At 44.6% G+C, this 16,876-nt stretch carries 13 protein-coding genes; 7 read left to right on the forward strand and 6 right to left on the reverse strand.

Annotated features, from left to right (window positions below):
- The first annotated feature begins 141 nt into the window (after positions 1 to 141).
- From AC57BQ_RS27370 to AC57BQ_RS27380, 3 genes are all read left to right on the forward strand, one after another.
- Entirely contained in the window at positions 142 to 1,521 is a 1,380-nt protein-coding gene (locus tag AC57BQ_RS27370; RefSeq protein ID WP_496409259.1) for a M20/M25/M40 family metallo-hydrolase, read from the forward strand.
- 396 nt (positions 1,522 to 1,917) lie between these two features.
- Complete coding sequence (locus AC57BQ_RS27375) at positions 1,918 to 3,243, forward strand: MFS transporter (protein ID WP_496409260.1); 1,326 nt, start codon at positions 1,918 to 1,920, stop codon at positions 3,241 to 3,243.
- An 85-nt stretch (positions 3,244 to 3,328) separates the two neighbouring features.
- Positions 3,329 to 5,380 carry a M13 family metallopeptidase gene (locus AC57BQ_RS27380; protein WP_496409261.1) on the forward strand — a complete coding sequence of 684 codons (2,052 nt, stop codon included), beginning with the start codon at positions 3,329 to 3,331 and terminating at the stop codon, positions 5,378 to 5,380.
- Positions 5,381 to 5,748: 368 nt separating this feature from the next.
- Here AC57BQ_RS27380 and AC57BQ_RS27385 read toward each other — a convergent pair whose 3' ends face one another.
- Positions 5,749 to 6,696, reverse strand: a complete 948-nt coding sequence (locus AC57BQ_RS27385; RefSeq protein WP_496409262.1) for a tryptophan 2,3-dioxygenase family protein — start codon at positions 6,694 to 6,696, stop codon at positions 5,749 to 5,751.
- 138 nt (positions 6,697 to 6,834) lie between these two features.
- On the opposite strand from AC57BQ_RS27385, the gene AC57BQ_RS27390 reads away from it, so the two are divergent.
- Positions 6,835 to 7,305, forward strand: coding sequence for a universal stress protein (locus AC57BQ_RS27390; protein ID WP_496409263.1), 471 nt, complete (start codon positions 6,835 to 6,837; stop codon positions 7,303 to 7,305).
- Between the two features lie 91 nt (positions 7,306 to 7,396).
- Here AC57BQ_RS27390 and AC57BQ_RS27395 read toward each other — a convergent pair whose 3' ends face one another.
- Both AC57BQ_RS27395 and AC57BQ_RS27400 read right to left on the reverse strand, forming a co-directional pair.
- Positions 7,397 to 8,686, reverse strand: coding sequence for an HAD-IB family phosphatase (locus AC57BQ_RS27395; RefSeq protein WP_496409264.1), 1,290 nt, complete (start codon positions 8,684 to 8,686; stop codon positions 7,397 to 7,399).
- A 227-nt stretch (positions 8,687 to 8,913) separates the two neighbouring features.
- Complete coding sequence (locus AC57BQ_RS27400) at positions 8,914 to 9,879, reverse strand: NAD-dependent epimerase/dehydratase family protein (RefSeq protein ID WP_496409265.1); 966 nt, start codon at positions 9,877 to 9,879, stop codon at positions 8,914 to 8,916.
- Between the two features lie 161 nt (positions 9,880 to 10,040).
- On the opposite strand from AC57BQ_RS27400, the gene AC57BQ_RS27405 reads away from it, so the two are divergent.
- The 3 genes from AC57BQ_RS27405 to AC57BQ_RS27415 all read left to right on the forward strand — a co-directional run bounded on the left by AC57BQ_RS27405 (position 10,041) and on the right by AC57BQ_RS27415 (position 13,683).
- Positions 10,041 to 11,222, forward strand: coding sequence for a formimidoylglutamase (locus AC57BQ_RS27405; protein WP_496409266.1), 1,182 nt, complete (start codon positions 10,041 to 10,043; stop codon positions 11,220 to 11,222).
- A gap of 57 nt (positions 11,223 to 11,279) precedes the next feature.
- A complete protein-coding gene (locus AC57BQ_RS27410; RefSeq protein WP_496409267.1) occupies positions 11,280 to 12,452 on the forward strand; it encodes a redoxin domain-containing protein in 1,173 nt (390 codons plus the stop codon).
- Positions 12,453 to 12,537: 85 nt separating this feature from the next.
- Complete coding sequence (locus AC57BQ_RS27415) at positions 12,538 to 13,683, forward strand: redoxin domain-containing protein (protein WP_496409268.1); 1,146 nt, start codon at positions 12,538 to 12,540, stop codon at positions 13,681 to 13,683.
- A 148-nt stretch (positions 13,684 to 13,831) separates the two neighbouring features.
- Here AC57BQ_RS27415 and purD read toward each other — a convergent pair whose 3' ends face one another.
- From purD to AC57BQ_RS27430, 3 genes are all read right to left on the reverse strand, one after another.
- Positions 13,832 to 15,106, reverse strand: coding sequence for a phosphoribosylamine--glycine ligase (gene purD, locus AC57BQ_RS27420; RefSeq protein ID WP_496409269.1), 1,275 nt, complete (start codon positions 15,104 to 15,106; stop codon positions 13,832 to 13,834).
- A gap of 105 nt (positions 15,107 to 15,211) precedes the next feature.
- Positions 15,212 to 15,628: an acyl-CoA thioesterase gene (locus AC57BQ_RS27425; protein ID WP_496409270.1), complete on the reverse strand. Its 417-nt coding sequence runs from the start codon at positions 15,626 to 15,628 to the stop codon at positions 15,212 to 15,214.
- A 102-nt stretch (positions 15,629 to 15,730) separates the two neighbouring features.
- On the reverse strand, positions 15,731 to 16,765 hold the full coding sequence (locus AC57BQ_RS27430) for an alpha/beta hydrolase (RefSeq protein WP_496409271.1): 1,035 nt from the start codon (positions 16,763 to 16,765) through the stop codon (positions 15,731 to 15,733).
- Between the last annotated feature and the right edge of the window lie 111 nt (positions 16,766 to 16,876).

Raw genomic sequence — 16,876 nt, forward strand, 5'->3', positions numbered from 1 at the left:
GTGTAAACCATGTAAACCCACTTTTTAACAAAAATGACCCGCCTGTTCAGCGTAATAGGCTATGACTAAATAAATCTATTAACTCCAAATGCTCCTTTTCCTGTAAAATATTACATTTGTTAAAACTGATCTTAATATCCCATGAAGAAATTTTCCCTGGTACTGGCTGCACTTTTTACAGCCTCCCTGCTCCATGCGCAGGACTCCTTAACTATTCGTAAAATTTATGATGAGGCCCTGGTAAACGGCAAGGCTTATGAAAGTCTGCATTACCTGTGTAAAAATATTGGTGGACGCCTAAGCGGTTCGGCCAACGCGCAAAAAGCGGTGGAGTGGAGCAAAAAGCTGATGGAAAGTTATGGCTTTGATAAAGTGTATCTACAGGAGGTAATGGTACCACATTGGGTGCGTGGTGCAAAGGAGACCGCTTTTATTATTGATGGTAAAAACCGTATCCCGGTTCCTATCGCTGCACTGGGTATGACCATAGCTACTCCCAAAGAAGGTATCACCGCTAATGTAGTGGAGGTACGTAGCCTGAAAGAACTGGAAACCCTGGGCGAAAGCGTGATTAAAGGCAAGATAGTTTTCTTTAACCGAGCGTTCGATCCACGTTTTATTGAAACCGGGCATGCCTATGGTACTGCCGGCGATCAGCGTTTTATGGGACCTGCCGTGGCAGCCAAATATGGCGCTGTGGGTGTTATTGTACGTTCCCTAACCGAAAGTATTGACGATTATCCGCATACCGGTGCTACTCTATCCGGTCCGGGTACGCAGCAGATACCTGCTGCCGCCATATCAACCAAAGCTGCTGATAAGCTGAGCAATATGCTGCGTTTGCGCAAGCTGCCACTAATAAAATTTTACTTTAAACAAAGCTGCCAGTTATTGCCCGATGTATTATCCTACAACGTGATCGGCGAGTTGACCGGTACCGAAAACCCGAATAAATTTATCAGCGTAGGCGGTCACCTGGATTCATGGGACCTGGCCGAAGGCGCGCATGATGATGGCACGGGCGTAATGCAATCGGCCGAGGTGCTGCGTATATTTAAAGGGATAGGCTATCGCCCCAAAAACTCTGTACGTGCCGTATTTTTTATGAACGAAGAGAACGGGCATAAAGGCGGCACCAAATACGCCGAGCTGGCCGCGCAAAATAAAGAACAGCATATTGCAGCTATCGAAACTGACGAGGGTGGCTTCACTCCGCGCGGATTTAGCTTCGATGGTGTATCCAAAGATTTTATCAAAAACATTAACGATAAGTATAAAGCCATCCTGGAGCCTTACGAGGTTGACAAACTAACCATTGGCGGCAGCGGTACAGATATTGAACCGATGAAAGAAAAATTGCCAGGCGTGGTACTGATCGGTTATCGCCCAGATTCACAGCGTTATTTTGATATTCACCATACCCCGAATGATGTGTTTGAGAACGTAAACAAACGCGAGCTGGAACTGGGCGCTGCCGGTATGGCCGCGTTTATTTACCTGATAGATCAGCATGGGTTGTAGATGTGTAAATGTGCGGATATGTAGATGTGCAGATGGTTTTAATTAAACAAAATGAAAACTTTATCCGCCGGCTGTGTCCCCACAGCCGGCTTTTTAATTATTATGGTTTGCGTTAAGGATAGCAGCGGATACCGGCCTGTGGCTAAAGCCCGTGCAGTATGAGCGGATAGCCTGACCCGACGGCAGGAGGGAAACGCCATGGAAAAAACAGGTCTGTCAGTCTGAGCCTGTCGAAGACTCGTGCGCAGAGGCCAACTCACTATGCTTCGACGGAGCTCAGCATGACAGCCACAGACACACCAACAATTACCCTAATTTGTCCAATAAAAAACCTTCAATCGCATTTAATATTCCCAAAATGGTATTGTAAATTTGCGGTACATCTAAAACAACACTGTGACCGAAGACGGAGATAGTAAACCCCAAAAAGTAGATTCCTTTGCAGCATTGCGATACAAAGATTTCAGATCTTATGTTGGCATGCGCTTTTGTTTCACCTTTGCTTATCAAATGCAGGCCGTTGTTATCGGCTTTTATATTTACCAGGTCACCAAGAGTGTTTTTGCCCTGGGCCTGGTAGGTTTGTGCGAGGCTATACCAGCCATAGGCATAGCGCTGTACGGCGGCTATATTGCCGATAAATCTGAAAAGCGAAAAATGCTGCTCATTATATTTGCTATGGTTATCCTCACCTCGCTGGTGATGTTTACCGTTACGCTCAACAACATGAGCGGTATCATCCATAAAGACTGGATTGTGCCTATTATTTTTGCCATGATATTTTGTAATGGTATAGCCCGTGCGTTTTACGGCCCGGCTACCTTTACAGTTTACGCGCACAGCATACCCAAAGAGGTTTACCCTAACGGTAGTACCTGGAGCAGCTCGAGCTGGCAGGTGGCTTCTATTGTTGGTCCGGCTGCGGGTGGATTGATTTATGGTTATGCCGGTAAAATAATGCCCGGTTTAAGTGGTATTACCGCCACGTTCTCGGTTATTATATTTTTCCTGCTGATATCATTGGTGCTGGTTTTTTTCCTGCGCAAGTATCCGCCGGTTTTTGTGCCGAAAGAAAGCATCTGGAAAAGTCTTTCAGAAGGGATCCACTTTGTGTTCCATAACAAAATGATGATCGGTGCCATGAGCCTGGATCTGTTCTCGGTGTTTTTTGGAGGTGCGGTAGCTCTGTTGCCCGTATTTGCCAACGAGATACTCAAAGTAGGTGCCGAAGGTTTGGGTATTATGCGTGCCACAGCATCACTGGGCGCGGTACTCACCATGCTGGTGATGACACGTTTTTCGCCCATGGGCAAACCCTGGCGTAACCTGTTGATAGCGGTTACCGGCTTTGGTTTAAGTATCATTTGCTTTGGCTTGTCGCGCAGTTTTTATCTGTCGCTCTTCTTTATATTTACCGAGGGTGCTTTTGACAGCATCAGCGTAATTATCCGCGGTACCATTATGCAGCTGCTAACGCCCGATCATATGCGCGGCCGGGTATCTGCCGTAAACCAGATGTTCATCGGTTCATCCAACGAGATCGGCGCATTTGAATCTGGAACCGCTGCCCGCCTATTAGGTACGGTGCCTGCCGTAATATTTGGCGGCAGCATGACTATGCTTATTGTAGGCATTACTTATCTCAAAACCAAAAAACTCATTCCATTGTCGCTTAACCAGATCCAACCTCCTGTTGAGGTCGAAGTTAAGCCTGTTGTGTAACAGATATATGTCAGTTGCGTCTTAGTTATTATCAATTCAACTTTATAACTTAGATTTTTTAGGACTGACATTTAAAAAACAATTTATGAGAATCACAAAATGGGCTTTGGCGGCTATCCCTGTCGCCATTTTAGCGTCATGCGGCCAAAAAAAGGAATCGTCATCCACCGATGATGTTCCAAAACGCACCGTATTTTTTGATAAAACAGGTATGGACACCACGGTAAAACCCGGCGACAATTTTTATTTGTACGCCAGCGGCGCCTGGTTAAAGAAAACCGAGATCCCTGCATCGCAGCGCGGATGGGGTTCGTTTTATACGCTGTATGATGATAACCAGAAAAACCTGCACAAAATACTGGAAGAAATTACCAAACAGGATAACGCTGCAGGGAGCAAGGAGCAAAAAGTAGCCGATCTGTACACCAGCGGTATGGATACCGTAGGTATCGAAAAACTGGGCTATGAACCTGTTAAACCCGTACTGGCTAAAATTAGCGCGGTAAAGGATTATAAAGGTCTGGTAAGCCTGGCTGCCGATAGCTATAAAGAAGGCGGCGGCTTTTTGTTAGGATTTTCTGTTGGTCCGGACGACCGTATCAGCACCCAAAACATTGCTCATTTTGACCAGGCCGGTTTAGGTTTACCAAACCGCGATTATTATTTCAACAGCGACTCGGCTACGGTTAAAATACGTGCCGCCTATGTAAAGTATATCGCCAAATTGTTTACGCTGACTGGTGTTGACGAAGCTACGGCAACTAAAAAAGCTGATGGTATCCTGAAACTGGAAACATTGATAGCCAAATCGCACCTGACACCAACTGAGCTGCGCGACCCGGTTAAGAATTACAATAAATTCGCCGTTGCTGATCTGCAAAAACAGATCCCGGATATCGACCTGAAAGACGCCTTTAAACGTATGGAGCTAAGTGCAGATACCGTTTTGGTGGGTCAGCCTGCTTATTTAAAAGCATTGGATGGCTTGCTAAAATCTGAGCCTATTGAGGTTTGGAAAGATAAAGCCACCTTTACTGCTTTGGATAATGCTTCAACAGCACTGAGCAAAGCTTTCAGAGATGCTAATTTTGAGTTTAATGGCAAAACCCTGAGCGGTCAAAAACAACAGCAGGAGCGTTGGAAAACCGTTATTGAAACCGTTGATGGTGGCATTGGTGAATTGTTAGGCCAGCTTTATGTAGAGAAATATTTTACGCCCGAGGCTAAAGAGCGTATGCTTACTCTGGTAAATAACCTGCAAAGCGTATATAAAGACCGTATTGAAAAGCTGGATTGGATGAGCCCCGAAACCAAAACAAAAGCTTTAGCCAAATTGGCTGCCTTCACCAAAAAGATAGGTTACCCTGATAAATGGAAAACTTATGATGATGTGACGATTAGCAAGGATGCTTATTACAAAAACCAGGAATCCGTTGCCCGTCACCACTATAACGAAATGATCAAAAAGGCTGGCAAACCGGTTGATAAAACCGAGTGGGGTATGACACCGCCAACGGTTAATGCTTACTATAACCCAACCTTTAACGAGATCGTTTTCCCGGCTGGTATATTACAGTTCCCTTTCTTTGATAAGGATGCGGATGATGCCATTAACTACGGCGCTATTGGCGCGGTTATCGGTCACGAAATGACCCATGGCTTTGATGATCAGGGTCGCCAGTATGACAAAGATGGTAACCTGAAAGACTGGTGGACAAAAACCGATGCTGATAAGTTTAAAAGCCGTGTGGGGTTGATGATTGAACAGTACAATAAATTTACGGTGCTGAACAATCTGCATGTAAACGGAAGCCTTACCCAAGGCGAAAACCTGGCCGATATTGGCGGGGTAGCTATAGCTTACGAAGCCTTTAAAAGAACCGAGCAAGGCAAAGGCGATGCAAAGATTGACGGTTTTACACCTGATCAGCGTTTCTTCCTGTCGTTTGGCCAGGTATGGCGCATCAAAACCCGCGACGAAACTATGCGTATGCGTATCAGTGTTGATCCTCACTCACCAGAGATGTACCGTGTAAATGGTCCACTGTCAAACACCCCGGCATTTTACAAAGCATTTGACGTAAAACCCGGCGACAAACTTTACCGCCCCGAAAATGAGCGTGTAAAAGTTTGGTAGATATAATTGCCTGTGAAGACACAGGCAATGAGAAAAATAAAAAATGCCACCTGATTTCAGGTGGCATTTTTTATTTTTAAATATTTTGTCATTCTAAGTTTTTAAAATCCGGGGATTATGAAGATGAAATGACGTGTTAATTTATGTATGATACTCAATCATGTATAAAATATGTCATTGCGAGCGCAGCGTGGCAATCGCGAACTATACTGGGCGGCTCTGTATAGCATGCGATTGCTTCGTCGTTCCTCCTCGCAATGACATGAGGGGATGTCACGCGGGTAGCGTAGTGAAAAATCTGTTCTACAGGTTGCATGTTCAAGAATAGATTCTTCGTTCCTCAGAATGACAAATGTTATTAAGATATTTTAGCCCAACACGCTCTCCACCCAGGCCTTGCCCCAATTCTCAAGCTCATCGGCGGTCCATAGCGTTGGGTAAAATATCCGTTTCTGGAAACGTGGGGGCAGGTACTTTTGCCAGTTGGTGCCGCCGGTAGCTTTGATCTCCTCGGGTTCACGGTTCAGGTATCGTACTGCCGATTTATAGTGCGATAGCGGCCAGTTGATGTTCACGTTTACATCCAGTTGTTTGAGCTCCAGTTTAAGTTCGGGCGTTAATTGTCCGGCGGTTTCAAACTGATGGGCCAGGGCATTAAAATTGTGGTTAACACTGGCCTTGCCCAGCTCAATAAATGTTTTGGAATATTTCTTCTCAAACTGTTTGAGCGTGAGTGTTTTTTTGCCGGTGGATAGTTCGGTCGCACCAAATTTCCAGTAGAGGTATTCAAATTGGTCCTCGATGGAGGCCTTGCCGAGCTCCTGGCGTTTATCTTTATCAACCAGGTTGATAAAATCGGTAGCGTATATCTCGATCATGCGGTATTGGCCCGACTGGAAACCGCTGGCTGGTAATAATGACATCCGGAATTTCAGGAACTGTTCTTTTTCCATCCCATCAACCATGATCTCGAATGATTGGGTAAGGGCGCCAAAATAGCGGTTGATGCGTTTTAATCGTGCGGTAAAAAACTCAACAGTAAGCGGTTGTGCTTCGGCAATTTGCCGGCACTCATGCAATGCCAATTTAAAATACAGTTCTGTGATCTGGTGATAGATGATAAATATCTCTTCATCAGGGAAGGGGGTTTTAGGGCTCTGTAAACTCAGTAGGGTATCCAGGTGGATATAATCCCAGTAGGTTAAAAAATCGGCATGCAGCAGGCCGTCAAGGTAGGAGGTCATGTCCTGCCCCATGGCTTCATATTTTTCCTGCAAACGTGCCAGGCGATCTTCAATTTCAGGATGGAAATGCATGATCAAAGGTAGTAAAAATGAGATATCAGCAAATTGATGTGATATCTGCAAAAAGCAGAAACATTTTTGCGGTGTAAATGTCTTTATAGCAACATACCCGATCAAAATTTTAACGCTGAAAATTTAAGCTTAAACCTCATGAAGATCAGTAAAATACTTATAGGTATTGACGATAGCGCTTATGCACGCAATGCAGCTGCCTATGGCTTTGATATGGCCCGCGATTATAAAGCCGTTGTGGGTTTGGTGCATATTATCGAACCCATTGTAATGCCTTCAACACCGGCAGATAATTTAACCGGGATACCCATGGATAGCACCTTTGGTATTCAGGATGTGGAGTTAAGCGAGGTGCAAACCAACCAAACAGAAACACTTATTGCTAATACCATCAAAGAGTTTGGGGATGGACTGGAGATAACGGCTTTTAAACAATATGGCTCCCGGGCCGAGGGGATAATTGACTGCTGCAAAGAGTTTAATGCGGATATTATTGTAATTGGCACGCACAAACGTTCGGGCTTCGACCGCCTGCTCATCGGCAGTGTAGCCGAGCATGTGGTACGCCATTCTGCTGTTCCCGTGCTGGTGGTGCCGTTCACGGAGTAAGGCTGTTTAGGTTTTACGTGGTACGTTTTACATTATACGATTTTTTTGAGTCTTTTAAACGTACTACGTAAAACGTATAACTCACAACGTATTAATACAGCAACCTGAACTTAATAGTATGTTCAATAGCTTTTAGCTCGTTGAGTACCTGCGGATCATAACCGGTGTTTACGTCTGTAATTACATAGCCTATGAGGGCGTTGGTCACCAGGAATTCGCCTACTATATTGATGTTGTGACGGGCAAATACCTCGTTTATTTTCGCCAGTATACCAGGTATGTTTTTATGAATGTGTATGAGCCTGTGAGCATTATTGATGCGGGGTGGCTGCAGATCTGGAAAATTGCAGCTGGTATGCGTTTTACCCTCGTTCATAAAAGCCATTACCCGGCGGGGTATAAAATCGTTATTATGGGGGTTATGTTTAGGATCGTCAAATATGATGATACCGCTTTCTGTAGCTGCATCGGCCAGTTTACGGTTGCATTTGCCAAAAATACCGATCACTTTTAGTCTGCCCGCGTTTTGTACTTGTTCCGGACTGGGCTGATTGGCTTCGTCGCAAAATAAAACACCGGCTTCTTCCAGGTATTTTTCTTCAATACTTTCACGATGGCGCAGGTTATAACCCTCTTTTTTCATTTGCGCCAGTGCGTCGTCATCCACATTGCCAACTATGAGGCATTTGATGCGGTTTTTTGGGTATGATATGGCACGTGGCAGTTTGTTGAGGTATAAAAACTCATCAAAACTGGGGGTAATATGGTCGGCTTTTTCAGCTACCGATTTACGCTCGATGTTTTCGGTAAAGGCGAAAAACTTCTTGATCATGCCCGATTCTTTCAACTGGAAATCCGAGTAACCATCACCAATGCCGTAAATATCACCGGGCAGTTGCAGCTCTTTCAGTAATTTAACCTTGCCGCCCTCCTGCGATAGCGGATTTTCACGATCGTAACCGATGATCTTGCCATCTTCGTCAAACACAAAGGTATTGGCGTAGATATTTTCTTTTTTGATATGATATTCGGTAACTACCGGGGTAATAAACTCTTTAAAGCCGCCGGACACGATCAATACCTCGTCCTGGTGGTTTTTAAAAAATATGGTATTGCGCGAAAAAGAAGTGGATACTTTTTTCTTAAGATGGGTGATGAGTTGCTTTAAATGATCGCGGTTAGCCTCTAACAGTTTAACGCGGTTTTCCAGACTTTCAGTGAACGACAAACGACCTTCCATCGAGGCGTTGGTCAGATCTTCGATCTGCTTATAAATAGCTTCCCGGTTGGGGTGATTTTTGAGGGAAATGCGGGCCAGTTCGTCAAGGGCCTCTACCTGTGTAAACGTGCTGTCGAAATCAATAATAAAGTACTGCTCCATCTTGGGTGCAAATGTGCGAAATTTTTTGCTGATGAGGCGGAATAATATACAGAATCCATAGGGGTTATCATGATTGATTAGGACAAGGTTGTAGTAGGATAGGGCTTCAGGTATAATCATCACGTCATTGCGAGCGCAGCGTGGCAATCCCTAACTATACAGAGCGGCCCTGCTCATTGGGGATTGCTTCGTACCTCGCAATGACACACGGAGAGCGAAGTGCAGCTTCAGACCAAGGCCTTACAAACCTCCGCGATAGTTTCGCTCACCCGTTTAAACTCAATGCTGATAGCTTCCCTGATCTTGGAATTATCAAAATTCCGGACCTCCGAAGCTGCCCGGGCCGAGACTTTATCAATAGCTGGCGACTTGCCGGTTAAGGCGGCAATGATGGCTGAGCCGCGCCAAGCCAGGCCCATCATCCAGGGTTTGGCAAATTTGGCTGGTGGTTTTATGCCGAAATTGTGGGCAATTTCGGTGGTCATAGCTTGATAAGTATAGTTTTCGGCGCTGATGATATAACGTTCGGCAGTGATATCGCTATTCATGAGGGCCACCATACATTTGGCCACATCCTCCACATCAACAAAACCGCCACTACCACCGGTATAATATTTAAGTCCCTTTTGTACGGTCTTAAATAATGATCCCGTACCGGATGTACCCGCGCTTGCTCCTAAAATGAGGGAGGGGTTAACAATCACGGCATCCAGCCCCTCGGCAATACCCCGCCACACCTCCATTTCGCTTTCCAACTTGGATATTGCATAACCATCATTTTCGGTGGATTGTTCCAGGTGATGGTTCTCGGTGATCAGTTCGCCTGGCTTGGCTATACCAATGGCGGCTATGGAGCTCACATGAACCATGCGTATGCCACGTTCGGCACACAGGTTAACCACATTGGCCGTACCCGTAACATTAGTATTGATCATAGGATCTTTGTCCGCCTGCTTTAATGATACCCAGGCCGCGCAATGGTAAACCTGTGTAACACCTTCCAACGCATCGGCAATAGCGAATATATCCAGCATATCGGCATCAACCCATTCTATTTGCGTTTGATGGGGTGCTAACAGAGCGGGTATCCTGGAATTACTCCTTTTTGTGCAACGGATGTGTTGGCCTGAATTCACCAGCAGTTTTGCCAGTTCAGCTCCTAAAAAACCTGTTGCGCCGGTAACTAATATCATATGTGCAAATGTGCAGATTATTTTAGATGTGCAGATGTGCAAATTTTAGATGTGCAGATTATTTTAGATGTCACTAAGTTTAATTCTGATAATTCATAAATTCCGGTTCAGACAAAAAATCTGCACATTTGCACATCTGAAATTCGCACATCTGTAACATTATGTCCTTAGCTGATTTTTTTACACCCATTGATCTTAAAAAGATCGCTCCTAAAAAGGGGTATTATACCAGCCAGCTTGGCGATAAAATTGTGCATTATTCTGTCGATTTTCCCGATCTGGAAGAGAAAACTGACCTGGCCATCATTGGTGTTATGGATGATCGTAATGCTACCGATAACCCGGGTTGTGCACTCGGGCCCGATTATATCCGCGAAAAACTTTACCAGCTTTATGAAGGCGGTTACAGCGTAAAAATTGCCGATCTGGGTAATATACGTGCTGGCGCCACGGTTACCGATACTTATTTCGCGCTTAAAACCGTAGTTGCAGAGCTTATCAAAAAAGATATCATCCCTATTATATTAGGCGGCGGCCAGGATTTGACCTATGCCCAATACCTGGGTTATGAGGACCTGGAACAAAAAGTTGACCTGGTAGTTGTTGATTCGCATTTTGATCTGGATGAAGACGATACGCAGGGTGGTATTGAAACCACCTCCACATCATATCTTAATAAAATATTTTTGCACGAGCCTAATTTCCTCTTCAATTACAGCAACTTGGGCTATCAAACTTATTTTGTAAGCCAGGAAAGCCTGCGGGTAATGGAGAAGCTTTATTTTGATGTACACCGCCTGGGCGAGCTTACCGGCAATGTGGCGGTTACAGAGCCGGCTATCCGTAATGCCAGCATGATCAGTTTTGATGTGGGGGCCATTCGCTCGGCCGATGCTATGGGCAATGCTAATGCCACACCAAACGGTTTTTACGGTGAAGAAGCCTGTCAGCTTTGCCGCTATGCAGGTTTTAATGATAAGCTAACCTCCATTGGTTTTTATGAATTTAACCCGGCTTATGACAGCAATGGGCAAACTGCTACGCAGTTGGCACAAATGATATGGTATTTTATTGAAGGGGTTTATAACCGTAAGCGTGATTTTCCACTTAATCCTAAAAGTCAATACCTCATATATAAAACCAGCTTGAAACACGAAGATCAGGAAGTGGTGTTTGTGAAAAGCAAAAAATCCGACCGCTGGTGGATGCAGGTACCTTATCCTACAGGCGGGTCACGGAACGAGCGTTTTCACCTGGTGCCCTGCAGTTATGCCGACTATAAAATGGCAGCTTCCGGCGAATTGCCCGACCTTTGGTGGCGCACTTATCAAAAATTAAACTAATAATTATAATTCAACCGGCATTCTTACGTTAAGAGTGCTTATAGTTCTGATATTCTGATGAAGAAACTAATTTTCTCTGTGGCAGCTATGTTGCCTATAATGGCATTTGCCCAAACCCCCGACACCTTTACCATTAACGGAAAAGTAGGCACTATTGGCGCTCCTGCTAAAGTGTACCTGATATACCAGTTGGGCTCCAATAACGTGGTAGATTCGTCCAACGTAACAGCTGGTAGTTTTAGCTTTAAGGGCAACCTATTAAACCCGGTTAATGCAACCTTGTCGTTAGATTATAAAGGTATCGGCCTGAACAAATTTATACAACAAAATTATCCGGATGGTGGTCCCTCAAGTACAGCGGATGATCTGAACCTTTTCCTGGAAAAAGGCACGATAGGCATCAATAGTAAAGACTCCCTTTCCAAATCCCTGATCACCGGTTCGGTTTTAAATGATGATAACCGCCGGCTTACCGGACAACTGGCCGCAATCAATAAAAAAGCGCAGGCATTAATGGCCGAAGCAAAAGTCGCTACGCCAGAGCAACAAAAGGCGCCTGATTTTCAAAGCAGGATGCAGGCCCGCTATAAAAACATCCAGGCCGAACAAAAGGCGGTGCTCAAAAACTTTATTACCAATAACCCCAATAGCTATTTGAGCTTGCTGGCCATTAACTCCGTGGCTGGTCCTGCGCCTGATCCTACGGAGATTGAACCTTTGTTTAATGGTTTATCCCAAAGTCTGCGGGATTCAGAGAGCGGTAAAAATCTGAAACATGGAATTGACGCTTTAAAAGTAACCGCCATAGGAGCCGTAGCGCCAGATTTTATACAGAACGATGTCAATGGTACGCCGGTTAAGCTGTCATCATTTCGGGGTAAATATGTGCTGATCGATTTCTGGGCTTCATGGTGTGGCCCTTGCCGCCAGGAAAACCCGAATGTGGTACGTAACTACAATAAATATAAAACCAAAAATTTCACGGTATTAGGTGTATCGCTGGATAAGCCGGAAGGCAAATCGGCCTGGCTGGAAGCGATTAAGAATGACGGGTTGACCTGGACCCAGGTATCCGACCTTAAATTTTGGAACAATGAAGCAGCTGGTCTTTACCAGGTAAGCTCTATCCCTCAAAATTTCCTGATCGACCCAGACGGAAAGATCATAGCCAAAAACCTACGTGGGGAAGACCTCGACGCCAAACTGCAGGAACTGTTTGGTAAAATATAGCATTACTGAGTATTAAGCACCGGTATTTTTTGTAATATTTTAATTAATAAGTATTTATATAATTGAAATATTACTATTTTGCCGTATGAATATTACCGCACTAAAGAAAATAACTTTACTGGCATTAGCAGGGATGCCGGCCATTGGTTTTGCACAGGATGCAAAATATACCGTTCAGGGAAAAATAGGTGACAATAACGCACCTGCTAAAGTATACCTGGAGTATCGTAAACAAGGTAAAACTATTATTGACTCAGCAACTTTAACCGGTGGTAAGTTCCAGTTTAGTGGTGTAACGGGTAATGATCCTGTTAGCGCGTATCTGTTATTCAATAACAAAGGTAACGGTGCTAATAATTCCGAAGATTACCGTTCCATTTATATTGAGCCTGGAACCGTTAATGTTACTACCGCCGATCTGCTGGCCAAAGCCACAGTCGACGGGCCAAAAACCAATAAGGATAACGAAAAATACAAACTGGCTCAAAAGCCAATAAACGACGCGTACGAAGCTCTTGCTGCGAAACGCAAAGCTGCAACTCCCGAGCAACAAGCAGATCCGGCGTTTGGCAAACAGCTATCGGCCGAAGAAAAAGCTATTGATGATAAAAGCGTATTGGTTGATAAACAATTTATTAAAGACAATCCCGATTCATATATCAGTCTGAGCGCGTTGGAAGGTTATGCCTACAGTGCCGACTATGTAGATATCGCGCCATTATTTAACGCTTTAACTCCTGCGGTAAAGGAAACCGAAACCGGTAAAAAATTCGCTGAGCGTTTACCCAAACTTAAAGCGGTGGCTTTGGGCGCTACAGCTCCTGAATTTGCAGAGGCTGATACCAGTGGTAAGGAGATCAGCTTGTCATCATTCCGTGGTAAGTATGTGCTGATTGATTTTTGGGCTTCATGGTGCGGCCCGTGCCGCAGGGAAAACCCAAATGTGGTTGTGGCTTACAATAAATATAAAAACAAAAAATTTACTATCCTGGGTGTGTCTTTAGACAGACCAAATGCTAAAGATAAATGGCTGGCAGCTATTCATAAAGACGGCCTGACCTGGAACCATGTATCCGACCTGAAATTCTGGGATAGTAAGGCTGCCGCCTTATACGCGGTGCGCGGTATTCCTCAAAACTTTTTATTGGATCCCAACGGCAAGATCATCGCCAAAAACCTGAGAGGTGAAGACCTGGAAAATAAACTGGCCGAAATTTTCGGGAAGATTTAAATGGTTCATTAGCTCATTGGTTCACTGGTTCATTGGTGAACATGTACAAAAAAGCCAGATTGCCATTTAGACGATCTGGCTTTTTTATGAGATGATGGTTTTATAGAACTATGCTACCAATGAACTAATGAACTAGTGAACCAATGAACTACAAAAGATCAAAGCCAATATCTCTTCTGAAATACATGCCGTCGTAATAAATACGGCTGGCATCGGCGGTAGCCTGTTGCAGGGCATTAAACATATTGTCCTGCAGTGTGGTAATAGCCAAAACGCGGCCTCCGGTGGTGATCACATTATCGCCATCGGTTGAGGTACCTGCATGAAAAACGATAGATTCATGGATGTTCTCGGTTCCGGTTATCACTTTGTTTTTGAGGTATTCGCCGGGATATCCACCTGCTACCATTACTACGGTAGCAGCAGTTTTAGGGCTGATAATTAACTCTTTCTGATCAAGGTTTACTTCGGCAACGCCTTGCAGCAAATCAACAAAATCCGAGTCGATACGACGCATTACGCTTTCTGTTTCCGGATCGCCCATACGGCAGTTATATTCAATTACCCAAGGCTCGCCTTCGCTGTTCATCAAACCAATAAAAATAAAGCCTTTATAAGGGATACCATCTTTTTTTAAACCTTCAATAGTCGGGATGATCACTTTCTCCTCTACCTTTTTCATATAAGCAGCATCTGCAAATGGCACCGGCGAAACAGAGCCCATGCCGCCGGTATTCAGTCCGGTGTCGCCTTCGCCAATACGTTTATAATCCTTGGCTTCGGGCAATATTTTATAGCTGTTACCATCGGTCATTACAAAAACCGAAAGCTCAATACCTGTTAAAAATTGTTCTATGACCACGCGTGAACTGGCTTCGCCAAATTTGGCTTCGGCAAGCATCTCGGTAAGCTCCTGCTGGGCCTCTTCAAGGGTGGTACATATCAATACGCCTTTGCCGGCTGCCAGTCCATCAGCTTTCAATACCACAGGTAAACCCGCAGTGGCCAGGTAGGTTAAACCTTCCTGTAAAGTATCTTTAGTGAAAGTTTTGTAAGCTGCTGTAGGGATGTTATGCTTTTCCATAAACTGTTTAGAAAAATCCTTGCTGCCTTCCAGTTGAGCGGCTTCCTGTTGCGGACCTACAACCGGGATGTTTTTCAGCTGCTCGTCGTTCAGGAAAAAATCATGAACGCCTTTTACCAGCGGTTCTTCGGGGCCAACCAGTACCAGGTTAATGCCATTGCCGAGCACAAAAGTTTTGATACCTTCAAAGTCGGTAACTTTAAGGTTAACATTGGTGCCATACTGCGTGGTGCCGGCATTACCGGGCGCAATAAAAAGGTTTTGACACTTTGGGCTTTGAGCAATTTTCCAGGCGAAGGCACTTTCCCTTCCGCCCGAACCGAGGATCAGGATATTCATGGCGGCAAAGATAGTTATTTGACATTAAGTTTCGGACGATACTCTACCTCATAAAAAAGACCTTTAGCCATGCAGGCTAAAGGTCTTTTCTTAATCAATCCTAGGCTAAGCTTCCAAAACCGGCGCGTCTTTTATTTTTTCCAATACCGATGCCGGTAAATACGGTCTGCCGCCGGTAGCCGGTACGCAGGTGCCGGTAAAAACAGCCTTGGTCATCACCTTATTATTCAGGATGATGGATTGTTTAAAGTGCAGCTTGGGTGCTCCACCTTTATCAGCAAAAAGTTCGCAGGTAACGGTGAAATTATCTCCTTTTTTCAGCGATCTTAAAAAACTGATGCTGTAATTTGACAGTACCATGTATACACCGTTTTTGGCTTCAATTTCAAAATCGAAACCCAGTATTTCCCGAATATAGTCATGCCGGCAGTACTCCATGTAAAAAGGGTAATACAGGCCATCCATAATTTCCTGAACATCGATGTGTTCTTCTTTAGCAACGTAATTTTTAGAATATTCCATAAGTATGTATTTCAATAGGGTAATGCGGCAAATATATAAACTAAAAAATCCCGGCTATATTACAGTCGGGATTTTTATTATAGTCTTTTATAATGACTAAGCTTATTTGGCAAAGGCATTTTTTAACTCGGTACCAGCCTGCAGTGTGGCTGCTTTTGTACCGGGAACATGAGCTAATGGGTTAAGCAAGCCCCAATCGTGGATCATGCCGTTAAAGCGTACAGATTTTACCGGTACACCCGCTTCGTCCAGTTTGCGGGCATAGGCTTCGCCTTCATCACGCAATACATCATTTTCAGCAACCTGAACTATGGCAGGAGGGAGGTCTTTCAATTGTTCAAGCGTAGCTTGTAATGGTGAGGCGTATATTTCCTTACGTTGATTGGCATCGGTAGTATAATTATCCCAGAACCATTTCATCATATTTTTGGTCAGGAAACGGCCTGTGGCATACTGATTATAAGATCCGGTTTCAAAATTGGCATCGGTAACCGGCCATAACAGCACCTGCAATTTAATTTTAGGGCCGTTGTTGTTTTTAGCCATCAGCGAAACCACAGCGGCCATATTACCGCCAACGCTGTTACCGGCAACGGCCAGGTTTTTACCATCTACACCAATCTCGGCGCCATTTTCGGCTACCCATTTGGTAGCGGCATAAGCCTGGTTAATGGCGGTAGGGTATTGGGCCTCTGGTGATGGGGTATAATTTACAAATACGGCTGCCGCACCTGATGCTACTACCAGGTCGCGAACCAGGCGTTTGTGTGTAGGAAAATCGCCCAGTACCCAGCCACCGCCATGGAAAAACATAAACACCGGCAGTACACCTGTTGCACCGGCAGGTTTTACAATATCTAATTTAATAGGCTGTCCATCGGCAGCAATTGTTTTTTCGGTAACGGTGATATCTGAGTAATCAAACTTTACGGATTCCTGTGCGCCGGTGAGTACCGCACGGGCATCAACAGGCGAAAGTTCTTCTACCGGTTTACCATCGCCGGAGTTAAGCACATTTAAAAAGGCTTTAACATTACTTTCAATGTGTGGATCTTGTGCCGGATCAATAGGTTGAGCTCCTGTAGTTAAGGTAAGGATAATTGAAGCCGGTTTGTTGGTGTTGGGTTGTGTTTTCATGATGTTATGTTTTAATGTTTTGTATTTTTCTTTTGACATAACAAAGGTATAGCGCCAATGAAGGCCACTCAATGCACAGATGTAGACACGTATAGGACGTTTTTCCCCAGG

The sequence above is a fragment of the Mucilaginibacter sp. BGA-UO-ETr-C110 genome, assembly GCF_059567985.1.